This window comes from Segatella copri (assembly GCF_026015465.1).
Lineage (GTDB): Bacteria > Bacteroidota > Bacteroidia > Bacteroidales > Bacteroidaceae > Prevotella > Prevotella copri_E.
Window position 1 is genome coordinate 641,258 of sequence record NZ_JAPDUQ010000001.1, and the last position, 21,415, is coordinate 662,672.

Annotated in this window: 16 protein-coding genes and 2 pseudogenes; 2 read left to right on the forward strand and 16 right to left on the reverse strand. The window is 43.7% G+C overall.

Annotation, left to right across the window (positions count from 1 at the left end; all coding sequences use genetic code 11):
* Positions 1 to 4: 4 nt before the first annotated feature.
* Positions 5 to 2,557, reverse strand: a complete 2,553-nt coding sequence (locus ONT08_RS02810) for a hypothetical protein (RefSeq protein ID WP_264959202.1) — start codon at positions 2,555 to 2,557, stop codon at positions 5 to 7.
* A gap of 18 nt (positions 2,558 to 2,575) precedes the next feature.
* Positions 2,576 to 3,088, reverse strand: a complete 513-nt coding sequence (locus ONT08_RS02815) for a spore coat protein (RefSeq protein ID WP_264959203.1) — start codon at positions 3,086 to 3,088, stop codon at positions 2,576 to 2,578.
* Positions 3,089 to 3,460: 372 nt separating this feature from the next.
* Between ONT08_RS02815 and ONT08_RS02820 the strand changes: the two genes are divergently transcribed.
* Entirely contained in the window at positions 3,461 to 4,720 is a 1,260-nt protein-coding gene (locus ONT08_RS02820; RefSeq protein WP_119236066.1) for an ATP-binding protein, read from the forward strand.
* 96 nt (positions 4,721 to 4,816) lie between these two features.
* On the opposite strand, the gene ONT08_RS02825 is transcribed toward ONT08_RS02820, so the two are convergent.
* From ONT08_RS02825 to ONT08_RS02890, 14 genes and pseudogenes are all read right to left on the reverse strand, one after another.
* Positions 4,817 to 5,335: a hypothetical protein gene (locus tag ONT08_RS02825; protein ID WP_264959204.1), complete on the reverse strand. Its 519-nt coding sequence runs from the start codon at positions 5,333 to 5,335 to the stop codon at positions 4,817 to 4,819.
* Positions 5,325 to 5,480 carry a hypothetical protein gene (locus tag ONT08_RS02830; protein WP_153088452.1) on the reverse strand — a complete coding sequence of 52 codons (156 nt, stop codon included), beginning with the start codon at positions 5,478 to 5,480 and terminating at the stop codon, positions 5,325 to 5,327. Before ONT08_RS02830 ends, ONT08_RS02825 begins: the two co-directional genes overlap by 11 nt.
* Before the next feature lie 244 nt (positions 5,481 to 5,724).
* Positions 5,725 to 6,162, reverse strand: a complete 438-nt coding sequence (locus tag ONT08_RS02835) for a hypothetical protein (protein ID WP_119236068.1) — start codon at positions 6,160 to 6,162, stop codon at positions 5,725 to 5,727.
* A gap of 211 nt (positions 6,163 to 6,373) precedes the next feature.
* Positions 6,374 to 9,442, reverse strand: a complete 3,069-nt coding sequence (locus ONT08_RS02840; protein WP_264959205.1) for a type III restriction-modification system endonuclease — start codon at positions 9,440 to 9,442, stop codon at positions 6,374 to 6,376.
* 4 nt (positions 9,443 to 9,446) lie between these two features.
* Positions 9,447 to 11,427: pseudogene (locus tag ONT08_RS02845) on the reverse strand (site-specific DNA-methyltransferase).
* A gap of 12 nt (positions 11,428 to 11,439) precedes the next feature.
* On the reverse strand, positions 11,440 to 12,114 hold the full coding sequence (locus tag ONT08_RS02855) for a DUF4391 domain-containing protein (RefSeq protein WP_153095204.1): 675 nt from the start codon (positions 12,112 to 12,114) through the stop codon (positions 11,440 to 11,442).
* A gap of 1 nt (position 12,115) precedes the next feature.
* Positions 12,116 to 15,376, reverse strand: coding sequence for a helicase-related protein (locus ONT08_RS02860; RefSeq protein ID WP_264959208.1), 3,261 nt, complete (start codon positions 15,374 to 15,376; stop codon positions 12,116 to 12,118).
* Positions 15,377 to 16,024: 648 nt separating this feature from the next.
* On the reverse strand, positions 16,025 to 16,927 hold the full coding sequence (locus ONT08_RS02865) for an Abi family protein (RefSeq protein ID WP_264959209.1): 903 nt from the start codon (positions 16,925 to 16,927) through the stop codon (positions 16,025 to 16,027).
* A gap of 386 nt (positions 16,928 to 17,313) precedes the next feature.
* Complete coding sequence (locus ONT08_RS16465; RefSeq protein WP_367398825.1) at positions 17,314 to 17,385, reverse strand: topoisomerase DNA-binding C4 zinc finger domain-containing protein; 72 nt, start codon at positions 17,383 to 17,385, stop codon at positions 17,314 to 17,316.
* Positions 17,381 to 17,587, reverse strand: a pseudogene (locus tag ONT08_RS02870) (nuclease-related domain-containing protein); the annotation flags it as partial. The gene ONT08_RS16465 and the pseudogene ONT08_RS02870, both read right to left, overlap by 5 nt.
* Before the next feature lie 163 nt (positions 17,588 to 17,750).
* Positions 17,751 to 18,344: a hypothetical protein gene (locus tag ONT08_RS02875; protein ID WP_264959210.1), complete on the reverse strand. Its 594-nt coding sequence runs from the start codon at positions 18,342 to 18,344 to the stop codon at positions 17,751 to 17,753.
* Positions 18,345 to 18,399: 55 nt separating this feature from the next.
* Positions 18,400 to 18,717 (reverse strand): Rpn family recombination-promoting nuclease/putative transposase, encoded by a 318-nt coding sequence (locus tag ONT08_RS02880; protein ID WP_262923824.1) that lies wholly within the window; start codon positions 18,715 to 18,717, stop codon positions 18,400 to 18,402.
* Positions 18,718 to 18,721: 4 nt separating this feature from the next.
* On the reverse strand, positions 18,722 to 19,609 hold the full coding sequence (locus tag ONT08_RS02885) for an Rpn family recombination-promoting nuclease/putative transposase (protein WP_254974153.1): 888 nt from the start codon (positions 19,607 to 19,609) through the stop codon (positions 18,722 to 18,724).
* Between the two features lie 138 nt (positions 19,610 to 19,747).
* Complete coding sequence (locus ONT08_RS02890) at positions 19,748 to 19,891, reverse strand: hypothetical protein (protein ID WP_181985974.1); 144 nt, start codon at positions 19,889 to 19,891, stop codon at positions 19,748 to 19,750.
* Positions 19,892 to 20,233: 342 nt separating this feature from the next.
* On the opposite strand from ONT08_RS02890, the gene ONT08_RS02895 reads away from it, so the two are divergent.
* Entirely contained in the window at positions 20,234 to 21,241 is a 1,008-nt protein-coding gene (locus ONT08_RS02895) for an IS110 family transposase (protein ID WP_119235899.1), read from the forward strand.
* The last annotated feature ends 174 nt before the right edge of the window (positions 21,242 to 21,415 follow it).

Genomic DNA, 21,415 nt, shown 5'->3' on the forward strand with positions numbered 1-21,415 from the left:
AATACTACTGTTCTCCTTTTCGGAATTTAAGCTTAATAAAAACTGAGGAACTGAATTTCTGAGGAACCGAGTCACTATCCTTAACCTTGATGTAATGACGCTCCTTCCAGTTACCTAACATTCTTGAAGTTCCCTTCTTATCCATACCTCGTGCTACACGCAAGTCTATCACCTGCTGGTAAGTAAACTCATCCGGCAACTGCATCAGCATGTTGGAAGGCCCTCGCTTGCTCGACTTCTCGCCAGTATCATTCGCCCTCTTGATGGCATCACCGAAGAATCGCATCTTGCAGTAGAGGTCGTAACGCTCGCTCCAGCGGATGAACTCGTCAATCTCCGGTTCCCATTTGCAACCATTCGCCACATACAGCACACATGCCTTCAGATAGACGATGACGTTGGCACGGAAAGAAAGATTCTCGTAAACCCGGTCCTGCGACAATCGGGAAAACTCCGCATTCTCATCCTTCAGTTTAAGGGCAAGCTGGAATGCCTCAGGACAGTCAATCAGTCCCCTGGCGTTATTCAGATTCTCGATATAAGGCTTCAGCGCCTCACGGTAAGCATCATCGTAATCGCCGTAAACAGGCATTTCGTCACCGATTTCACGCTCCGGAATGGTACAGAAATTGATACGGCTTATCGGACCGTCTGTCAAAACTTTTGAGAAATAACGCTGTCCCTTCTGGATAGTAGTAGATGCATTCCAGTTGAACCTGATCGTTACCCTTTCTGTCACACTTTGAACGCCCACGCGCTGTTGGCCAAAGAGGTTGAAGGGGTCGAAGGCGAGGCACATGATGCGGAACTGCTGGTTGCCGCTACCCCGGAGTGCATCAAACTGGTCCAGCTCGTTAAGCGAAGTATAGAGGAAACGCCCCTGCGCCTCAGCGGTTCGCATCACGAATGCCGGACTGGTCATATCAGCATCAATCTCCTGGATAACAAGATTATCCGGTCGTTTGCGCTTATCCTTGTTGGCACCCTTGCGCGTCACCTCCTCCTTCCATTCCTTCTCACGTTTCAGATTCTCCGCATCCCGCTTTCTGATATCCTCCATGATATACTTAATCGGCTTATCCACAGACGATTTACCTGCACCCGTACCAGCCAACAAACAAGTAGACAGCGTAGCCTCATGTACTACATTATCAATATACCGGAAGCTCGTCTGCCAGAGATGCGTAGCGAGCGGTGGGAAGATAGCGTGCGCCACAGCCGGCTTATAAATCTCCGGTGTCCGAGATATCAGCAGTTCCACCAGCTTCGGCAGTTTCTCCGGCATCGCTGGCGGTTCGGGATAATCCTCCTCGGTACTATTAACTGTTAACTGTAAACTATTAACTTGCTCAGCCCTTTCAACTTTTAACTGTAAACTATTAACTTGCCGGCTGGCTTGTTCTGCGGTGGCATTGATGCGGATTACATCACGTGAGAAAGGCTTCGAATTGTCACCATATTTCGCATAGAAATCATGGATAAGCTGGTGGCAATCAGGCTCCTGATAATAGCTCGGCATCTTCTCAGCCACCACCTTCATCAGTTCCTCTTCGCTCATCATACGTGAGGCTCCAGCACTCATGATGGCGAGCAGCGAAGAGTGTCGTGAACCGACGGTATCAATCGCCATTCCCTTCAGTCCCGCTGATTCCTGAAACAGATCAAAGGCTATCAGATTCTTCTCACTGGCCTCTCCCAGTTCACCAGAGCCATAATTGCCTCCAGAATTCCCGAGATGAGAATCATCAGCATGATTGCTATTACCAGATTGGGCAGGCTGAACAGCAGTGCCAGCAGGAGCAGCATAATCGCCACGATTGCCCGAAAGTCTATTGTTTTGAACGTTGTCATTACTATTGCTATTAACTGTAAACTGTAAACTATTAACTATCTTGCCGTCCACGGTGAGCCCACGATTAAGGAACGCTTGTCTGCGAGCCTGTATCTCGCTCTCCGGCAGCACTGCGCACCACATTTTAGACCGGTAGATTTCCGAGTCCTTATCCGTCAGAAAAATCATTCTTTCAGGTGTGATGCAGCTCTCATCATAAGGCACGCCCAGTGCCTCACAATACGCCTTCTGCGTCTCCTCGATGGTCATCCCCACCGGCATTCTAATCCCGATATGCAGCTTCTTGCGAGCGCTATAACAGAGATGCAGCAAACTCCCATTCCAGATACCCGAAGAGCAGTTCAGTTCGCGCGCCTTCTCAATCGCCTTCTCCACATACTCCTTATCATCCACATCGATAATCGTCTGGAAGAGAAAGCTTTCCGGCAAGGCATTCTCCTGTCTGCGCACATTGTTCCTGAACATGCCGTAGTGCGGACAGAAGAAAGGCAGCTCGCTCTTCAGCCTCTCCTGCGCCTTCTTCACCGCCTGCGCATCATTCAAATCCACTCCGTCAATCGGCAATTCACCCCGAATCTGCTGAATCATCTTTTTAACGGCAGCCGATTCAATCACCTTATCATAAGTATCCATGCGATAGGAAAAAACTTTTCCCTTATTTCCCTTGCGATAAGGATTAATTGCCACTACATGTACTATCTCCATTTTACCTCCATCTTTTTATTAATCGAACACTTCGCTGTTAATCATGATATACCCGCTACCATAACTTACATTGATAGGCAGAATCAGCGAGTTATCCGAAATCTCCTGAACCCCGTTCGCCTCGAAGAGCGAAGCATTCTCGGCATCATTCAGTCTGCTCTTGACAAAGCCTATTACCCATTTTGCCGCAATCTTCTCGGCAGCAACACGCCTGTCTACGAGGTCCTTCACCAGCTGTTCATCGCAGAAATTGATATCCGCATTCACGTTCTCAGCCTCCGCTTCTTCCTTCCCCATTTCCTGGTTCTCGAAGAAGAGGTTATACTTGATTTTCATATCCTTCATCATCACGATGTTCAGATTTTTCAGTTCCCCCTCCGAGTCAGCAATCGTCTCATAGAGTTTCTGTACCGACTTCTTGAAGATGTTCTTCACGTCCATCAGACAGTAATAGATTTTCCCGTCAATCACCACCACCCTCAGTTTTCCGTACTGCGGATGAGTAAAATAAAAAGGTTTCATTGCTTTCATCTTATAAATTCCTTTTTTAAAAGTTGGGCGCTCCCACAACGGTTGATGTGCCTATACACAAAAGCCCCCGAAACCCAGACCATATCGGTTCTGAATTCCGGGGGCAAAGGTACGGCGATTCTGCGACACTGCTATGGTACGATGAAGTACGGTCGTACCACATCGTACCAAAAATTATCTCAAAATGAATAACTACAGAAAATTGCGGAAACAGCATAATACGCTAAAACAAAAACTGCGGAAACACCCAATATCATATGTTAAAAAAGTGCGGAAACTCGATTTTTTCTATATTTTTTATTCAAATTTCATTTTTTCTCCGTATCTTTGCGGTGTAAAATGTGATACCAGTATCAAAAATAGTACTCTAATATGATATTTGAACGTAAAAAATACTTGGATGAACTTATTGCAGGACGTGGCAACGGGCTTGTGAAGATTATAACAGGTGTCAGAAGATGTGGGAAGTCTTTCCTACTGTTTGATATCTGGCATAATTGGCTATTGGAACATGGGGTGACTGAAAGTCACATCGTCGAGATACAGCTTGATGATTTTCGAAACAGGCGGTTGAGGAAACCTGATGCTTTGCTCGACTATATAGATTCAAAGGTTGTGGATGATGGCAATCCTTATTATATAGTCTTGGACGAGGTGCAGCTAGTAGAAGAATTTGTGGAGGTTATTCTTAGCTTGACACACATGAAGAATGTAGATGTGTATGTGTCAGGCTCAAATTCTCGCTTTCTGTCAAGTGATGTTGTGACTGAGTTCCGAGGTAGAGGTGACGAAATACGTATCTGGCCTCTCACCTTTGACGAATACTTCAAAGGCATTGGTGGCGATATACGTAAAGCATGGCTGAACTACTATACCTTTGGCGGACTACCACAGGTGGCTTTGCTTGAAACAGAAGAAAAGAAAACAGACTATTTGCGTGGTCTGTATAAAACCACCTATCTGCGTGACGTGATTGAGCGCAACCATCTGCGCAATCCTGAAGGAATGAAGGAATTGGTACGCGTGCTAGCTTCAGGCATTGGTTCTTCAACCAATCCAACAAGAATAGCCAATACCTTTCAATCCGCACAAGGAGTAACCATAAAAAGAGACACTATAAAACAATATATTGACTATCTGAAAGACTCTTTCTTGATAGAAGAATCCTTACGCTATGATGTGAAAGGCAGGAAATATATTGGCACCGAGACAAAATATTACTTCGCAGACATCGGCATTCGTGCTGCCATTCTAAACTATCGTCAACAAGAGGAAACACACATTATGGAAAATATTATCTACAATGAACTTCGAAGCCGTGGATATAATGTGGACGTGGGATTAGTAGAACTTGGTGGTAAGGATGAGAACGGCAAGTTTATAAGAAAGCAGTTAGAGGTTGACTTTGTAGTAAACCGTCCTCCATACAGAGTGTATATTCAGTCGGCTTTCAACATGCCAACGCCAGAGAAGGAACAACAAGAGCGACGCCCACTATTGTCAATCAATGACCACTTCCGTAAGATTGTTATTGTTGGTGATGATATTCACCGCAAGGAAGACGAACTCGGTGTATTGACTATTGGATTATTGGATTTCTTGACGGACAAAAAACTGCTGGAGCAAGGCTAACTGTCCTTTTGTTCCATAGTTGCATTGCAGTGAGCATACTTCTATGAAAAAGCCCCCGAAACTCAGACCATATCGGTTCTGAATTCCGGGGGTAAATTATCTCAAAATATCCATGATTTTCTCATCAAAATCAAATTTTAAAGCATGATCCTTAGCTTTATTGAATCCGCCTCTCAAACTTTCAGCATCCATATCCCAGAAAACGCCGAACACTTTCCAGGTGTGCTGGATGTTCAGTTCCGTTGCCAGTATATCGGCAAGTTCCCCTCTTTTCCACCACGGCATTTTGTTGACGGGCTTGAAATCATCATTCAGGATTTGAGCGTTTCTAAGTAGTCGGAATATCTTAGTTGCTCTGTCATTGCAAAGTTCAACAGGAACAACCCTGCCTTCCAATAGAAAACAAGACGGTGTATGTTCTTCATCTTTTCCTGGTTTAGATTGGTCATTCACCACTTCCAAGTCGACCGTAGGAGCTCTGTCTCTCGCTCCTGCAGAACCCGTTCCTGGCTCTTCCTCTTCACTCTCTTCATTCTCCTTTTGCTGATCATCATCTTTACCAACAATCATTCTGGATTGATCACGGAAGACGATTTTATCTATTCTAATTCTCATCTTCCATATCCATTAACTGTTTGAAACTAGCAGAATCAATAACCACTTTGCTGTTGCCACTGAATTCTACGTTAATAACTACCTCGATGTTAACCGGTCCAGTCTGCACTAGCCAGATTGGCAATCCGTAAAATATTTTAGTCATATATCTTCACCTTTTAAGATAGACTAAATTTACTTCCTCTATTTTAAAGAAGAGGTGGCCCCTGGAAGTTTTCCAGGGTGAATCCTTACTTCGGAGACATTGAGCTGCAGAGCAGTATGAGGAATGTCCCCCTAAATTTCATGTTGTATCTTTCATTTTTACACTGGTTAAGTTGTTGTTATTTATAAGAACTTATTACTCTCTACTGGTGTCAGACGACATAATCTCTTCTGCCCAGTTATATTTATTTTATTCCTTGCGTTACGAATTTACGCAAATCAATTTTCTTCTTATTCAGGTCTTTAACCACTTCTGCCCCTGCCCCAAAGATTTCTTCATATTGTCTTTTCAGATTTTTTATGAGTGCAAGTCTTTCGTCTCTATCTGTGATATGTTTTTTAGATTTGTAGTTGTCGACAGCCTCATATTCAACATGAAGATAATGACCTATAATGTGGCAAAATTTTGCAATGGTATCAAACTTTATTTTAGAATCGAAATTTAGGAACTTTCGAATCGTATCATAAGAGACATGAAACTCCTTCACGATTGATTTTCGAGGAGAAATATCCTCACCAATCATGATACTGAGAAGAGATCCAATCCTCTCTATATATGATAATCTCACCAATCTAACAGCCGGAGATTCTGAATTTTCTATTTCTTTTGCTTCTTCAACCATTGCTAATTTTATTTTTGTTCGTGTAAAATTAACAATAATCGTTGGAACCCGCAAGCGTTTTACGTCCCCTTAGGACGTAAAAAGAGTACTACTTTTTTAATGATTCTCAGAAAAGTATACAAAAAAAGGGAAAAAGTGAGCAATTTACGTTACTCGCCTTCTTCCCCTTACTTTTACAAATTTACGGTAGGTGCATCGCTCTGCACAATCCTTATTTCGTCACTGCATCATACAATGCCTGATAGTCTGTGACAACATCATAAATGTAACCATTCTCGCTGATGGCTGCAAAATGCTTGCGGGCACACGCTATCTTGCTTCCCTCGATACCGCGTAGATGTGAACCCTGGAGATCATTACCCTTGGTTTCTGCCACAAAATACACATGCTTCACGCTGCCTTCACGGAATGCCACAGCCCAGTCGGGATTGTATTTGCCCATAGGCGTGTTGATGTAGAAACCACGAGGCAGTTTGGTATAAACTACCACGTCATCTTCACGTTCCAGAGACTCGGCAAAGTTCTTTTCTACACCCATGCTGTCGAGCACTACCAGGTCGTAGAGCGATTTCTTTGACTCAATGGCATTGATGCCCAACTTGCCTCGCAGAGCATCCACCGTAAAGATGTCGGTAGAGAACTCATCATTCAGCTTCTCGTATGTAATACTCTGGATAACAGCAAGAGCCTTGCAGTCGTTGATAACCAGACCGGTCTTGATGATAAATTCCTCAGGATTCATCTTGAACATGCTGAATGTTTCAGGCTTGATACCCTTCAGAATTTCCACGATGGTCTTTCTTGTCAACCCCGTAGCAGTTACCAGCTGACCTACCAGGTCGTATGTCACTTCCTTGCCCACTGCTTCCGTTACATGGATGGTCCGGACATCGCCCTGATTCATGGCCACGCCCGCTTCAAGCGACTCCTTGTCTCTGATTTCATCCATCGAACCGCCTTCTACCACGATGCGGATTTCCGTAACCCTCAACTTTTCATCAAGTTCCTCGATGGCTTTCTTCACAAGACCAGAAGTTTCAAAGCTTACCTGATAGTAGGTGCGGCGGTTGATGCGCTTCCAGAGATTCTGGAACTCCTTCTTGGCAAAATTGTCCTTCTGCAACTTGGCAAGCTTAGGCTTTCTACCATTCTCCGGTCTTACAGCCGCAGGATCAAAGACGGTATCGAGGGCTGCTATAATGCCCTCCCTCCAATCGTTAGCCTTCTCAAAATCAAGCCTGTCATTGCGCTTATCCTCAAAATACTGAGCAGTCAAAGCACCGTTATCATCCACATAATCTTTACGGATGAGGGCATTATAGATAACTCTTGCCTGATTGATATCAAACTTGCCATTGGTTCCATCTGCCATCGTATATGACCTGCCCTCGAAAAGATGGGCGGTGATAACAATTGGTCGGTCGGCACAGGCTTCAGCCATTTCCGTCTGCAGTTTCTTTGCGAAATCATCATAGCTCTCGCTGGCTATCACGGTGAGGATATTGGTATCAAACACATGGTCGCCCAATACATCTGCATCCTGGCGTTCACCCTTCTGATTCACGCAAAGGCGCATTCCTCGTCCCACTTCCTGGCGTTTCTTGGTCTCATTGTCCGAGTTCTTCAAGGTGCAGATCTGGAACACGTTAGGATTGTCCCAACCTTCCTTCAAGGCGGAGTGCGAGAAGATGAAGCGGACTGGCTCGCTGAGCGAAAGCAGGCGCTCCTTATCCTTCATGATCAGGTCGAAGGCACGCTCTTCGTTCTCGCCCTGCCTTTCCTTCGATTCCACCGCCTTGCCCTTCTTATCCATGGAGAAGTAGCCCTGATGCACGTTGGATGCCGCATTGCGAGGGTCTGAAAGATAGCGCAGATAGGCTTCATCCGTAAACGATGGCAGCATTTCTGAAAGCACTCGGTTATATTCTTCCTCAAACATCTTGGCAAACTTACCCTTGCTATCCTCGCCTTCATAGAGGCGGTAGCTATCCACATGGTCGATGAAGAACAGACTGAGCACCTTGATATGCTGACTGAACAGCTGGCGCTCACGCTCCAGATGGGTGCGGATGGTTTCACGAATCTGAATACGACGGATATAGTCTTCGTTCACACTGCCCACGGCATCGCCTTCATGGAGAGTCAAGCCGTTGAGGAAGCGGACGATTCCCTGCCTGCCGTCTATGCGTTCTACGATGAAGTTGTTGTCATACTCGGCAAGTCCCCCACTCTGTTCCTTCAGGTTGAAGCGCTCATCCACGAGTTTGCTTACCTGTTTCGTTCCGGTCTGCGTCTTGATGTCGAAGCTGATGCGCGCCTGCGGATTTCCCTTGCCGATGACGATTTCTTCCAGATAGACATAGCCGTTGGTAGCGGTACTGCCTACCTGTCTGATACCCTTCACCTCAATCTTCTTCACCAGTTTCTGGTTGTAGGCATCGATGGCATCCAGCTTATACACCATATTATATATATCACCCTTGCGGTGGGTGGCGCTATACAGAAGGGTAAAAAGCGGCTTGAACATGGCTATACCCTTACGGGTCTTGTTCTTCTTGTCCACACCCAGCACCGACTGAGGTTCATCGATAATCATGATAGGATGGGTCTGTGCAAGCACGTCGATAGGACGGCGGGAGCCGAACTCATCACGTCGTTCGAAGATGATGCGGGCTGCCTTATCAGGACGTGCGCCCTTACTCTTCTCCTCATTCATAGATGCGTTGAATGCCTGGGTATTGATAATCATCACGTGCATGCCTGCATCGCTGGCAAATGCATCTATCTTACTGAGCTGCTTGGAGTTATACATAAAGTATTGCATGCGCTTGCCGTATTCCTGGGCAAAATGCTCCTGCATGCTCTCAAAACTCTTCAATACGCCTTCTCGGATGGCGATGCTTGGCACTACCACCACAAACTTGGTCCAGCCATAGCGGGCATTCAGTTCATACATGGTCTTGATGTAGGTATAGGTTTTACCCGTACCCGTCTCCATTTCGATGGTGAGGGCGGTACCTACGCCTTGCAGCTGCTGCAGCTGTTCTACAGGTTTCAGACCGTGCTCTGTCTGTATGGCTCTTACATTCTCGCAGACGGCTTCCGGTGCGAGGATGACGTTCTTATTACCAAAGCCTTTTACAACAAAGAGATCTTGATTTACTCCCTGGTCCACGATATGGTCGCTCTGTCCGTCGCTTTTGGGCTGACCTGTAAAGGCATTAGCCACTGCCAGCGCCGCTTCGGTTTGGAAGCGTTGATGTTTATATCTGAGTTTCATAGGCTTAAATCACTCTAATATTCTTCACTACTTCCTGGTCGCTCCAATCCAGCTTCTGCTTGAAAGTTTCGTAGATATTTATCTTGTCGGCATCCTGGGCAAAGCAGCTGTCACGGAAAATGACACGCAAAGGCATCTTTTCTGCCATGGCTTTTACTACGTCTTCTGATACGTTCTCGGCGAAGCAGGCCACCAGGTCGCCGTCGTTCACGGTATAGACGGTCTTGCCATCCACCACTTCCTGGGTCATAGGCAGAGAGAGCTGAACGCCCCAGTCGAGCATGCATCCAAAGAGCAGGTCGAGGTCGTTTCGGTCGGTCTTGATGTTGTTCAGAAACAGATCGAGATCATCCTGATTATAATCCTTTGGAGAAAGTTTTACATCCTCGTAATTGCCTTCTTCGAGACGGAAGACACGGAAGCCGGTATCGAGGTCGGCAGTGGTAAGAGGAGATTCCTCCTTGATTTTCTTGCCGGCACGACGAATACGCTCCTTGGCGATTTCTGGGATGGTATTATAGCCAGCCTTTCTTGCCTCGCTATCTTCTGGAGTTTCTTCAGGAAGCTGAACCATGATGAATTTACGGTTGCCTCCATCTTCGGCGTTAATCTTCATAATAGCATGAGCGGTTGTAGAAGAACCAGAAAAGAAATCAAGAATAATAGAGTCTCTTCTGTTATTGGTTACTAATTTACAGCATCGATATATAGTTCCTATCGGTTTTGGTTTAGGAAATATTCTCTTATCAAATCCTAAATTAACAAACTGCTCAGTTCCTCTTTCACTATTGACATCTTTAAAGGTCCACGAAGATGTTGGTTTGACAAGAGATCGACCTTCCAAATAATCTTTTTGCATAACCCCCCAAACTTTTCGTGTAGGCATATATTTTGGTATTAAATCACCAATTCGGTCTTGCGCAGTCTCAATACCCCATCGCCAATTTCCTTCTTTTCCATCCTCTCTTTGGGGCTTTATGCAAATGTACCCATTTAAAGATTGCTCAATTCTTGTTGGATAGAAATCTCCTGTAGTTTCATTATATAGAAAATAATAAAAAAGATTTGGACGGTCTTCTCTCAAATCATTTTCTCCAGTTTTACGAAGGTCTATTTCTCGATACTTTTTCTGATTTTCATCAATTTTATTATATCGTTTTGTAATTTCTTCTGTAGGTTCAAAACCATACCATTCTACTTCCTCTATATTTTTAGAATATGCTAGTATATATTCATGCGCTGTCGCGACATATTTATCATCAGAACGCCCTTTAGGGTTGTTAATATTAGCAATAATTCCTAAACAATTGCTTTCTCCAAAAATCTCATTACAAATTTTTATAAGATTATCAATCTCATTATTATCTATCGAGATAAAAATCACACCATCCTCTGTCAACAGCGTTCTCGCCACCATCAATCTAGAATACATCATAGAGCACCAATCCGAATGAAAACGTCCATTCGAATCCATGTTCTTGATATATTTATTACCTAATTCATCTACTGAACCCGAAGCCTCAGCATACTCATCAGCAGACATTGCAAAATCATCATGATAAACAAAGTCATTACCCGTATTGTAAGGCGGATCAATATAAATCATCTTTACCTTACCCTGATAAGACTTCTGGAGAAGTTTAAGCACTTTGAGGTTATCACCCTCAATATAAAGGTTTTGGGTGTTATCCCAATCCACACTATCCTCCTTTACGGGACGCAGCGTCTTCTTAATAGGCTTCAAAACTTCGGCACGAGCTGCCTGCTTGCCAACCCAGTTGAACTCGTATGCCTCAGGAGCATCTTCCACTGCGTTGTCACCAAGGAGCTGGCGAAGTACGTCAAAATTAACTACACGTTTTTGCCCCCCCCATATCTGGGTCGGCTACCTCCGTAAAGCACGAAGGCGCAATCTGATAAAGCGCATCCAGATTCAGCTGCGCTCCATCAGCCGACTGCAATTTCATTCTATTGGGTCTGTCCATATTATCTATATTTTATAAATTATTCTTCATTTCTTTTTCCCACTCAGCAACCTTCTTCTTCAACGCCCGAGCCTCGTTGTTCAGCTCCAGCTGCCGGTTAAACTGCTTTTCAGTCCGAACCCGCTTCTGCAAGGCTGCAATCTCTTTCCTGCCCTTCTGTATCAAAGAATCCAGCTCCACCATGCGCTTGGTTTCCTCGCTACGGCTCGTGCCATAGCCGGAAATCACGCCTGCCATATTTTCATAGATGGCATCCATCGTAAGCCCCTGGATAGGCAAAGATAAATCTGCCTCACGGAGCCATTCCGAAGCGAAAGACTTCACTATCCTGAAGGTTCCTGCCGAGGCATCCAGCCATTCCTTATAGTTGAGCAGCAGCTTATACTGCCCCTCATATTCCAGAACAAACACCACGTGGCGAGGCATGTTCCTATCGATGAAGAGGAAGACATCATCCGGACAATCCTGTGACTTCAGCTGCGTAGAAAAGACCACTATCTCGTGAACCTCCTTGCCATCTGCCACATTGAGAGTGGAAGGCGCCAGCTTATAGAGCCACTTGATGGCCACCACATCATCTACGAAGTGCTGCTTCATCTTCGCATTCACTTCCAGATGCCGGTAGAAAGCGTTCTTGGGAACGGGCTTGCCTACAAACGTGGTTGGAGGATAATGTAAATCTATCATACTATCTGATAATTAAGAATGTTATTAACTCAAAGTCATCCAGCCCCTTGGCATCTCCCAGCAAGGCACTCGTCTCGCCCATGGAGAACAGACTGTCGATATCCGACTCTTCCTTCACAGAAATGATGCTGTCAACCGCCTTCGCCAACATATCACTATAATGGCTCATCTGTCGACCGTCAGCCGTTTCCCGGTTGATGATGGCGCACAACTCCTTGTCCGGCTGGCTCTTGCCTCGGCAAACGTGGCGCATCACATCGAGCAGTTTCTTAGGCTGCAGGTGGTCGCAGATGACGGAGCCATCTTCACCCAGATACACCATATAGAACGGATGCAGCAGGTTCTTCCTGTCGATATTGATATTCCTGTTCCTATTCTTCAGGATGAAGATAACGCCCGGCTTGGCATTCTCCGAACTGGCCACCACCGCATTCATTCCAAACGGCGAGTGCTCTACATTCGGATTTTCCTTGACGTATGCCAGCAGGTCGAGGCGGAATTCATTCAAGCCCAAATCCATGATGTTGATGCCAGTATCCATATCCTCTATGTCTATCACCTCTTCCTGAAGCTTCCTGAGCTGGTTCTTGCGGTATTCCAGGTCGCCCTTCTCGTTCTGCGACAACAGATTGTCATCGCCCGTACTGGTGAGGACGGTAGCCTTCATACGGCTCTCTACACGGCCTTTCAGTTCGATATACTGGTCCAGTTCCATATCCGGCCAATAGTTAACCAGCTGGATGACATCGTTTCTGCTGCCGATACGGTCCACACGGCCGAAGCGCTGGATGATGCGCACTGGATTCCAATGGATATCATAGTTGATGAGGAAATCACAATCCTGCAGGTTCTGACCCTCGGAAATGCAGTCGGTGGCAATGAGCACATCAATCTCCTCGGTAACATCCGGGAAGAGAGCTGCCCGGTCTTTCGATACGGGCGAGAAATAGGTCAGCACATTATTGAAACTCATCGGGAACTTCGGTATGGTGCATTTGCCATCCGTAGAACCCGTGATAAGTGCCACGTTCAACCCACAATCCGCCTTGATGCGTGCTGCCAGCTGGTCGTACAGATAGTTGGCGGTATCAGCAAAGGCTGTAAAGATAATCACTTTCTTGTTGCCCGGATTGATGGGATGCTCAAACTTGTGTTTCAAATCTTCGATGAGCATCTGTAGCTTGGAGTCGTGCTCGGGAGAAATATCCTGGAGCATAATCTGAAGCAGGGCAAGATTCTCCTGGTCGCTGCGAAGATCACGTGACCAGCGAATCACATCAATATCCCGGAGGTTGATTTTGGAATTTCTGCCCACAAATGGGTCGTTATCGCTATCTGCGCTATCCAAATCATCCGTAAACTCGGTAACATCCACAGAACCGCTGCGCCCGTTGCTTTCTATGGTATTCAGCGTTTCGTCTATATATTCCTGGATGCGCTGCAAGGTAAGACGGAAGGAGTTGACGCTGCTCTCCAGACGTTTGAGCAGGTTGGTAGCCATCAGCTTGCGGAGACCTTTCTCTCGTCCGTCGATAGAGATACCCGAGCCTTCCATATTGATTTCATAATCCTCCTTCACGCTATCAAAGATATAGAGTGAAGGCGTATAAATGCTCAGATTCAGCCTGTTAAGCTGTTCAGCAATCTCGCTGAAAGAGATGCTATCGCTCAAATCCGTCAACTTTGGGCGGCGGGATATAGGAGCCAATCTGGTAGGGAACTTACCGATATCCTTCGTATCGTAGTATTTCACGATGTGGCTTCGGCTTCGGGCAATGGTAACCGCATCCAGCAATTCAAAGAAATCGAAGTTCAGTTCATCAAGCAGGCGTTGCGTGGTGCGCTCTTTGGGCTGCAACTTGGTCCATCGGTTATATGCCAACTGTGCAGAGCGGAACACATCATCTATGCTGCGGTCGATGTCAAGAACCTCGTTGATTTGCTCAGCATGACCTTCGTATGCCAGTTGCAACTGGTTCTTCAGGTCGTTGAAGCGGTTGTTGACGGGAGTAGCACTCAGCATCAGGACTTTTGTCTTGATTCCTGCTCTAATTACCTTGTTCATCAGTCGCTGATAGCGGTTTTCCTTCTTCTTACCATCATCTACGATATCCAGGTTGTCAGCCTCATCATCCTCGTCATCCACATTACCGCCATTACGGAAATTGTGGCTTTCGTCTATGACTATCAGGTCGTAGTTACCCCAGTTGATTCGTTCTAGATCAATTCCGTTTGACATACCTCTATCTCGGCTTAAATCGCTGTGAAACAGGATATCATAGCGAAGGCGGTCGGCGGCAAGAGGGTTGTTTTTGTAATTAGTCTTGAAGGTGCTCCAGTTGTCATAGAGCTTCTTAGGACATAATACGAGAACCGACTTGTTGCGGTTTTCGTAATACTTGATGACGCTCAGTGCCGTAAAGGTTTTACCCAGACCCACAGAATCGGCAAGGATACAACCATTGTATTTTTCGAGTTTATTGATGATAGCCAGGGCAGCATCTTTTTGGAAATTATAAAGTTTTTTCCAAATCACACTCTCCCGGAAGCCGGTCTTCTCGTTAGGAAGAACATCCTCGTTGATATCATCGAGAAACTCGCTGAAGATATTATATAGCGTAATGAAGTAGATAAACTCGGGTGAATTTTCCTGATAAACGGTTTCTATGTATTCCAGCACCTTGGCAGTTACATCTTCAAACTTATCGCCATTCTTCCACTGTTCATTGAATACGTTCAGATACTGCTCGGCGAAAGGTGAGGGCACAACCTGAACCATGGAATACAAGCTGTTTCCTCGCTCGCATCCCAACTCTGTGGTGGTAAACTCATTAAAAGGTGCATAGGCATAAGGGGCTGTGCCGTTCACATGAATAAAGCCGCCCATTGACTCCTGGGACACATTTGATTTAAACTTCACCTTGCGTCTTATCCAGTTGGCGCACTCCTTGGCGATGGCTTTCTGCTCCAGTTTGTTACGGAGTTTGATTTCGAAGTCAGAGCCATAAAGATTGCGCTCACGGTTGAGTTTTGGAATGAAGAACTCACGCTTCTCCCTCTTCACCTTATCCTTGATGAAAGTAGGCGAAGTGAAGATAAAACGCAACTCATCAACGTTCTCCAGTTCTTCCTTCAATGCTTCGAAAGCATAGATGGAAAAAGAGGCTGCAGCTATTGACACACGAGATCCTTCAGATAATTTGGCCTTCAAATCATCTACTACCCGTTCTGACACGTTGTTTATAACCTTAATCAATTCCATAAGTTTCACCTAATAATCAGATAGTTACGCTACAAAAAGTGCATTTCCAATACACTTACTCCTTCAAAAGTACAACAATATTTCGAAACATGCAAGAAAATCAGGGAAAAAGTTTTGGAAAAAGTTACTGGCAAGGGGAGAATGTTTATAAGTGCGCGAAAAATATAAGAAAGATGAAATGATATCTGATTATTCGGATTCTTTTGTATCTTCGCGAAATAGAATCAAAAGAAAAGAATTATGAAGAAAGTATCAAATGACATGAGATGGTTCGTTGACCGAAATTCCGTTATACAATGTTAAATAACATATTTAGAATGCATATTCTTAAACAAAAAGTTGCCATTTTGGAATGAAATTAGTATTTTTGCAGCAACAGTTCCTGCCACGCCTCTTCTTGAAAGCGTACCACGGCAGGACTTCGTGTTTTATATTATACTGAAGTAATATGCAGTACACAAAACAAGCAATGGATTTTTATTGTCAACTTGACATTTTGAAAGAATGCGGGCTGACAATCGAAGATGAAGAAGATGCTATAAAATTTCTTCATTCTGTAAGCTATTTTCGTTTTGCGAACTACCTACAACCGATGGAACTGAATACAGAATCACATAGATTTGCACAAAATAGCAGTTTCACTTGAAATTACCTCCATAATGGTTCCATTTGCCATCCCTGCGGAAAGCCGAGAGCTTTTAAGTCAATTTCGGGAAACCGAATGAACAACCATGTTATTTTGGATTGCATATCATTATTGGGGGATATAACATTAAGAAAGTACTTGATGATGCACAGATCGAAGTAAGCACGCATGGAATCTGTTGGTAGCGTTATCCATTCTCTTTCAGGACTATTTGGAATCGCTGGCTGAATAGCATTCTGTTTGTTCCATACTCTTGAATGATGACCACAGGCATTTCGAGTAACAGCAATAACTGTAAGCCATGACTCAAACACATTGATAGGCAAACCAAAACGTTTAGCTATGCGTTTGCGTATGCGATTTTGTTTGATGTTACGATAAATAGCATTGACATTTCCAATAGTAAGCAACTCGCCTAATATCCACGATGGTGGATATGGCTCAGAATAGGTTCGCTTGAAATGAAGAACAAACTCCTCCTTGGATTTGCTGTATTCCTTGGATATAGCTCGCATTGTTTCATTAAACCTGGAACTATCCAAGAAATAAGAAGAGTCAGTAAGCCAAAAAGGATTGCCCGTCATATCTGCTGTTATCTGCATTACTGCCCGTCTGATAGCAATTTCAATCTTTTCTATCTCATTGAACATGAGTAGTCTCAGTTTCTTATCAAAACGATAAAGCATCATCACTTTCTTGAAGGATGAATCTTCCTTGTATAAATGTGCTGTCTTGGGCATCTTCAACAAAGGATACATATAAGCAGACAATCTGTAATAACCAATATTGTCAAGGTACTGTATGGCTTTGTTCCTATCATAAATCTGTAAACCTCGTGATTCAAGCAAATTAACGAGATTTTCTGAAGATTCAAATCGTTTTGTAAAAGGTATAAGATTTGCCATATTCAAATGTGTATAAATAAAAAACGCCTCGCACGATTTGAGCATTGTTAAGAGGCTTGGCGAGGACTGACGCTGCAAAGATACGAATAATTATTGAAATCACAAAATTTTCCGCAAGAAAAATCTCGCAAAAGTGAATATTTATGTTTAATAGTATAAAAACGAGCTGTAAAACCATGTTCTGCTTACAAAACAAGAAAGAAGAAATGGGAATTACCATTCAAAAAAGAGTTTGACGCACCAATTCCTGGGCATCAACCTCTTTATATTTTAGAATCTACGAAGTTTATTTTACGGCAACCTTGATAGAATCCTTACCCACCTTGGCGATAACCAAAGACTCGGAAACAGCATAAGAGGGTGTAACTTAATATACTACCCACTCATTAATTTAGTGTAAACTTGCATTTAGGAAAGTTCGAACACCCATAAAAAGAGCCATATGACGAATACCCCATAAGGTGACACTACAATATGGTCAATTTGAGTTGAGCGTCCATTACTCTCAAACAACAAATTGTTGAATATTGTGTATTCGTCTGACAGCTGCAACATTTTCTTATGCACCAACCTTTCGGAATATTTACCTTTCCACATTGGCATCTTCAATTTTAAGAAGATTACCAACGCAAGAAATACTACCAAACAAACTATACCCATATTTTACCAAACCTAACATATTTGTTTAATCCATTTTATGTACTTAAGAGAAGCTTCGCATAAGTTCTGTAAACTAAAGCTACATACTACCCATACGCCCTGTTTTAGGGTGTATGGGTAAGTGCAAATGATGCGGCATTCCGGATAATGCTGGTATCCAATTCTACCTGTCCAAGGAAACTTCATCTGCAACAGATGCTTTTCCCTGCATTTCCTTGTACAGATAATCTACAGCCTTATACTCCTCACTATCCATGTCGTAAGTTGCCAGGATACTGTTCAGATTCTTGCTTATAATGAATAATGCACTGCCGCCTATTGTTTGACCTGCATTATTGTTGGCACGATAACTATGAACCGCCTTGAAACCAATAAACTCCTCTTTTTGATTTTTGAGTTTCTTCAGTTCCTTGCCTAACTCCTCACATTCAGCAAGAGCCTTCTTCTTCTTTTGAATAGCTTCATCATATTTTGCTTTATCTTCCTTGTAATTAACACGGTCAAAGCTAGACTGATAAGGACCACTCCAGATAGCCATTCCTCTCTTGGCACTAGATGCGTCATCATTACACTCTTCTATCAAGACTCCCAGTTTAGCAAGTTTAAGGGTCTTTTCATAAAATACCGGATTATCGTAAGGTGTAAATGCACTATCAAGCTCTGTATTAGTGGGAGCATACGTATCAGGATGATATAACGTCTTCTCCAGATATTCCTTGATAAGAGCATTTACTTTCTGTTCCGGTGACTTGGACAAGAACCGAATAAGATAACCGATGCTGCAAAAAATAGTATTTTCATATTCATTATCGTTAGTTGTTGTTACTTTTTTGAGAGCAAAGGTACACTATTATTTCGGAACATGCAAGATGATCGAATATCTTCTTCTGTATCGTAAAAGGCAATCTTTCCAATACTTCCATATACTTCAATACATAAATCAATTTTTCAAAACCTGTCTCGCATTCTTCCTCACTCTTATCAAAGAAAGGAAGAGAAAGATAGATGAAACGATTCACAAAGAAGGGTACCCATCTGTTCTGCATCTCAACGATGAAATGTTTATCATCGTCGGTAACACAATAGATGTCAAAGATGCAGCCACGGAGATCATTCGTTTCTCCAGGCAGTTCCTTATCCTTTCAGCTGCTGTAACTGGCTCTCCGACAATCCTGTTATTTCCATCACCGTGGCAGCATCCATACCATTCGCCAGCATCTTTCTGGCAATCTCAAGGTTTCGCTTCTCCATGCCCTTTTTCATTCCTTCAGCCAGGCCCTCTTCTTTACCTTCTCGCTTGGCGGTATCAATCGAATTCTTGATATCACGATATGCCATCTTGCTGGCTTCATACTCCCGCTGCTCCTGCGGAGTGAATTTTGCAATCTCGGCTTCTTCGAAGAGGCGATCGAAGACCTTGTCGCATAACGCCTTAGGGCGCTGAGTAAGCTTGTAGAGGTTCTTCAGGGCATAGAGCCACTTGTCGTAGAGCGTTTCCAACTCATCAAGCGACTTGTTGAACTTGGCGATTTCCACGTAGATAAATTCCAGCTTATCGTAGAAAATCTTGTGCGTGGCAGTATCGCACAACTGCACATGATGGCGGATTTCTTCCTTATTGAAGGCTTCCTCGTTCATGTTAAAGTTGAGCAGAGCAATTGTGTAAACATGGTTGAGCTTGAAGTCCCATTCACTACCCTTAGGAGCCTGCTCACGAATCGGAAAAGTGGAATAGAACAGGGCACGGTCCTTGAAGTATGTCTGGTATGCATTCTGCATTTCCACGATAAACTTCTCGCCGTTTTCTCCTTCGCAATATACGTCAAAGATGGCCTTGCGGTCGGTATAGATGTCGCCCACGTTCTCCGGATTCAGATACTTCACGTCCTTAACAACCTGTCTTCCATTGAACAAGCTGTTGAGGAAACAGATCAGCAAATCCTTGTTGGGAGCTGATCCAAAAATTCGCTTGAAACCGAAATCGGTCAGCAAACTGATATATCTTTCTTCTACCTGCTTCATAATCCGTAGATATTATTGTTTCGTTTATGTGAGCAAATTTACGACTTTATTTTGAAACACGCAAGGAATTCATAGAAAAGTTTTAGAAAAAGTTATCAGGAAGTATTAGGGGAGACTGGTATCACATATTGGCTCTCATCAGAACTGAAATTCAAAGTCGCACTTCTCCACGTTGCGCAACTTCTCCAGTTGCTCAGCTTTATGAGCCTTCAACCTCTTCACCCATTCTGCCATCTTGGGAGAAGAGCTCTTGATTACTATTGTTTCATTTACATGTACCATAAGCCTATAGATTAAAATTCGAATATTTTTAAAGCTTTTGCCCTTACTATTATATTTGCACTTGGAAAAATAAAGAGGTAAAAATCTTTATATCTGCAAACTTTTGTTAACTTTGCAGAAAATTAGATAAGTACAATAAAAAAAGAAGAATACTCCATATCCAGCGTTAACCCTGTGCCCTTTCTAGCATAGTAAAGGCTTAGCCCTGTTTGGGGAACTGGATATTTTCTGAACAGAAGCTTGAGAGTAAATTAGCCTGCTTGTGTAGAACAAGACAGGACTCGTAGTATAGTTGTAGCCGCTCAGAACGGAGCACCCTTCTTATTAAAAACTTTATTCAATATGCAAATATACGGAATAGATTTGGCAAAAGAGAAATTTGACGTAAGTTTTTTCGACTTGACATCAAAAAAAGTATCAAACCAACCTTCACATAAGGTTGTAAAGAACAATTTTAAGAGTATCGGAAGGTTTTTAGAAACCCTTCCAAGCGATGCTGTATTGGTTGCTGAGCATACCGGAGTTTATGGTGATACTCTCTTGAAGTGCTGCATGGATAGCAATGTGAAGATTGCCTTTGTGGGTGGATATGTCATCCATAGATACAGAGCTACACCTGACCGTGCCAAGACGGATGTCCTGGATTGTGCACTGCTCAGAGATTTTGGAGAGAGATATCCTGATAAGCTGAAATACAAGACGTTTCCAGAAGAGGCTCTATATGAGCTTCGTCAATTGGCACGCCACCGAGAAATGCTCGTAGAACAGCGTAAGCAGCTAATAACAGCCGACAAGAGCGAGGATTGTCGTCCTATCAGAAGTCTTGCCGTCAAGCGAAGCATGGACCGCATCAAAGAGATGTTGGACACGGAAATTGCAGAGACGGAAAAAGAAATGTTGAAAGTCATAAATGGACATGAGAGCATTCGCCACAACTATGAGCTTGTTAAAAGTGTCGATGGAGTTGGGCTGATTACCGCAGTAGAACTATTGGTAAAAACAGAGAATTTCACAAAAATAACTACAGCGCGCCAATATGCTGCTTATGCAGGAACTGCGCCATACGAAAAATCATCGGGGAAAATGGACAAGGGAGCACATATATCCAAGATTGGTAATAGACGGTCAAAGACCTTGTTGTACATCTGCGCAGAAAGCGCCAGATTGCACAACAAGGAGATTAAACTGTACTACGAGAGACGTACTTTAATAGATAAAAAGCCGCGTCATTATGTGCTAAATGCCATAGCAAACAAGTTGCTAAGGATCATATTCACCCTCGTGGAAAAAGGTGAATACTATGACGCAAACTTCATTAGGCAAGACCCAAGGGTCGTTAAATATAATTAACGTTAAAAAATACGCTCAAAGCTTGCTCAATTAGAGTAAAACAGGGCGTTGGTTTATATTTCATTAATACCCAGGGTGTTGCCCTGGGCTAGGAGCTTCTGCCCCTTCTATTATATTTGCACTTGGAAAAATAAAGAGGTAAAAATCTTTATATCTGCAAACTTTTGTTAACTT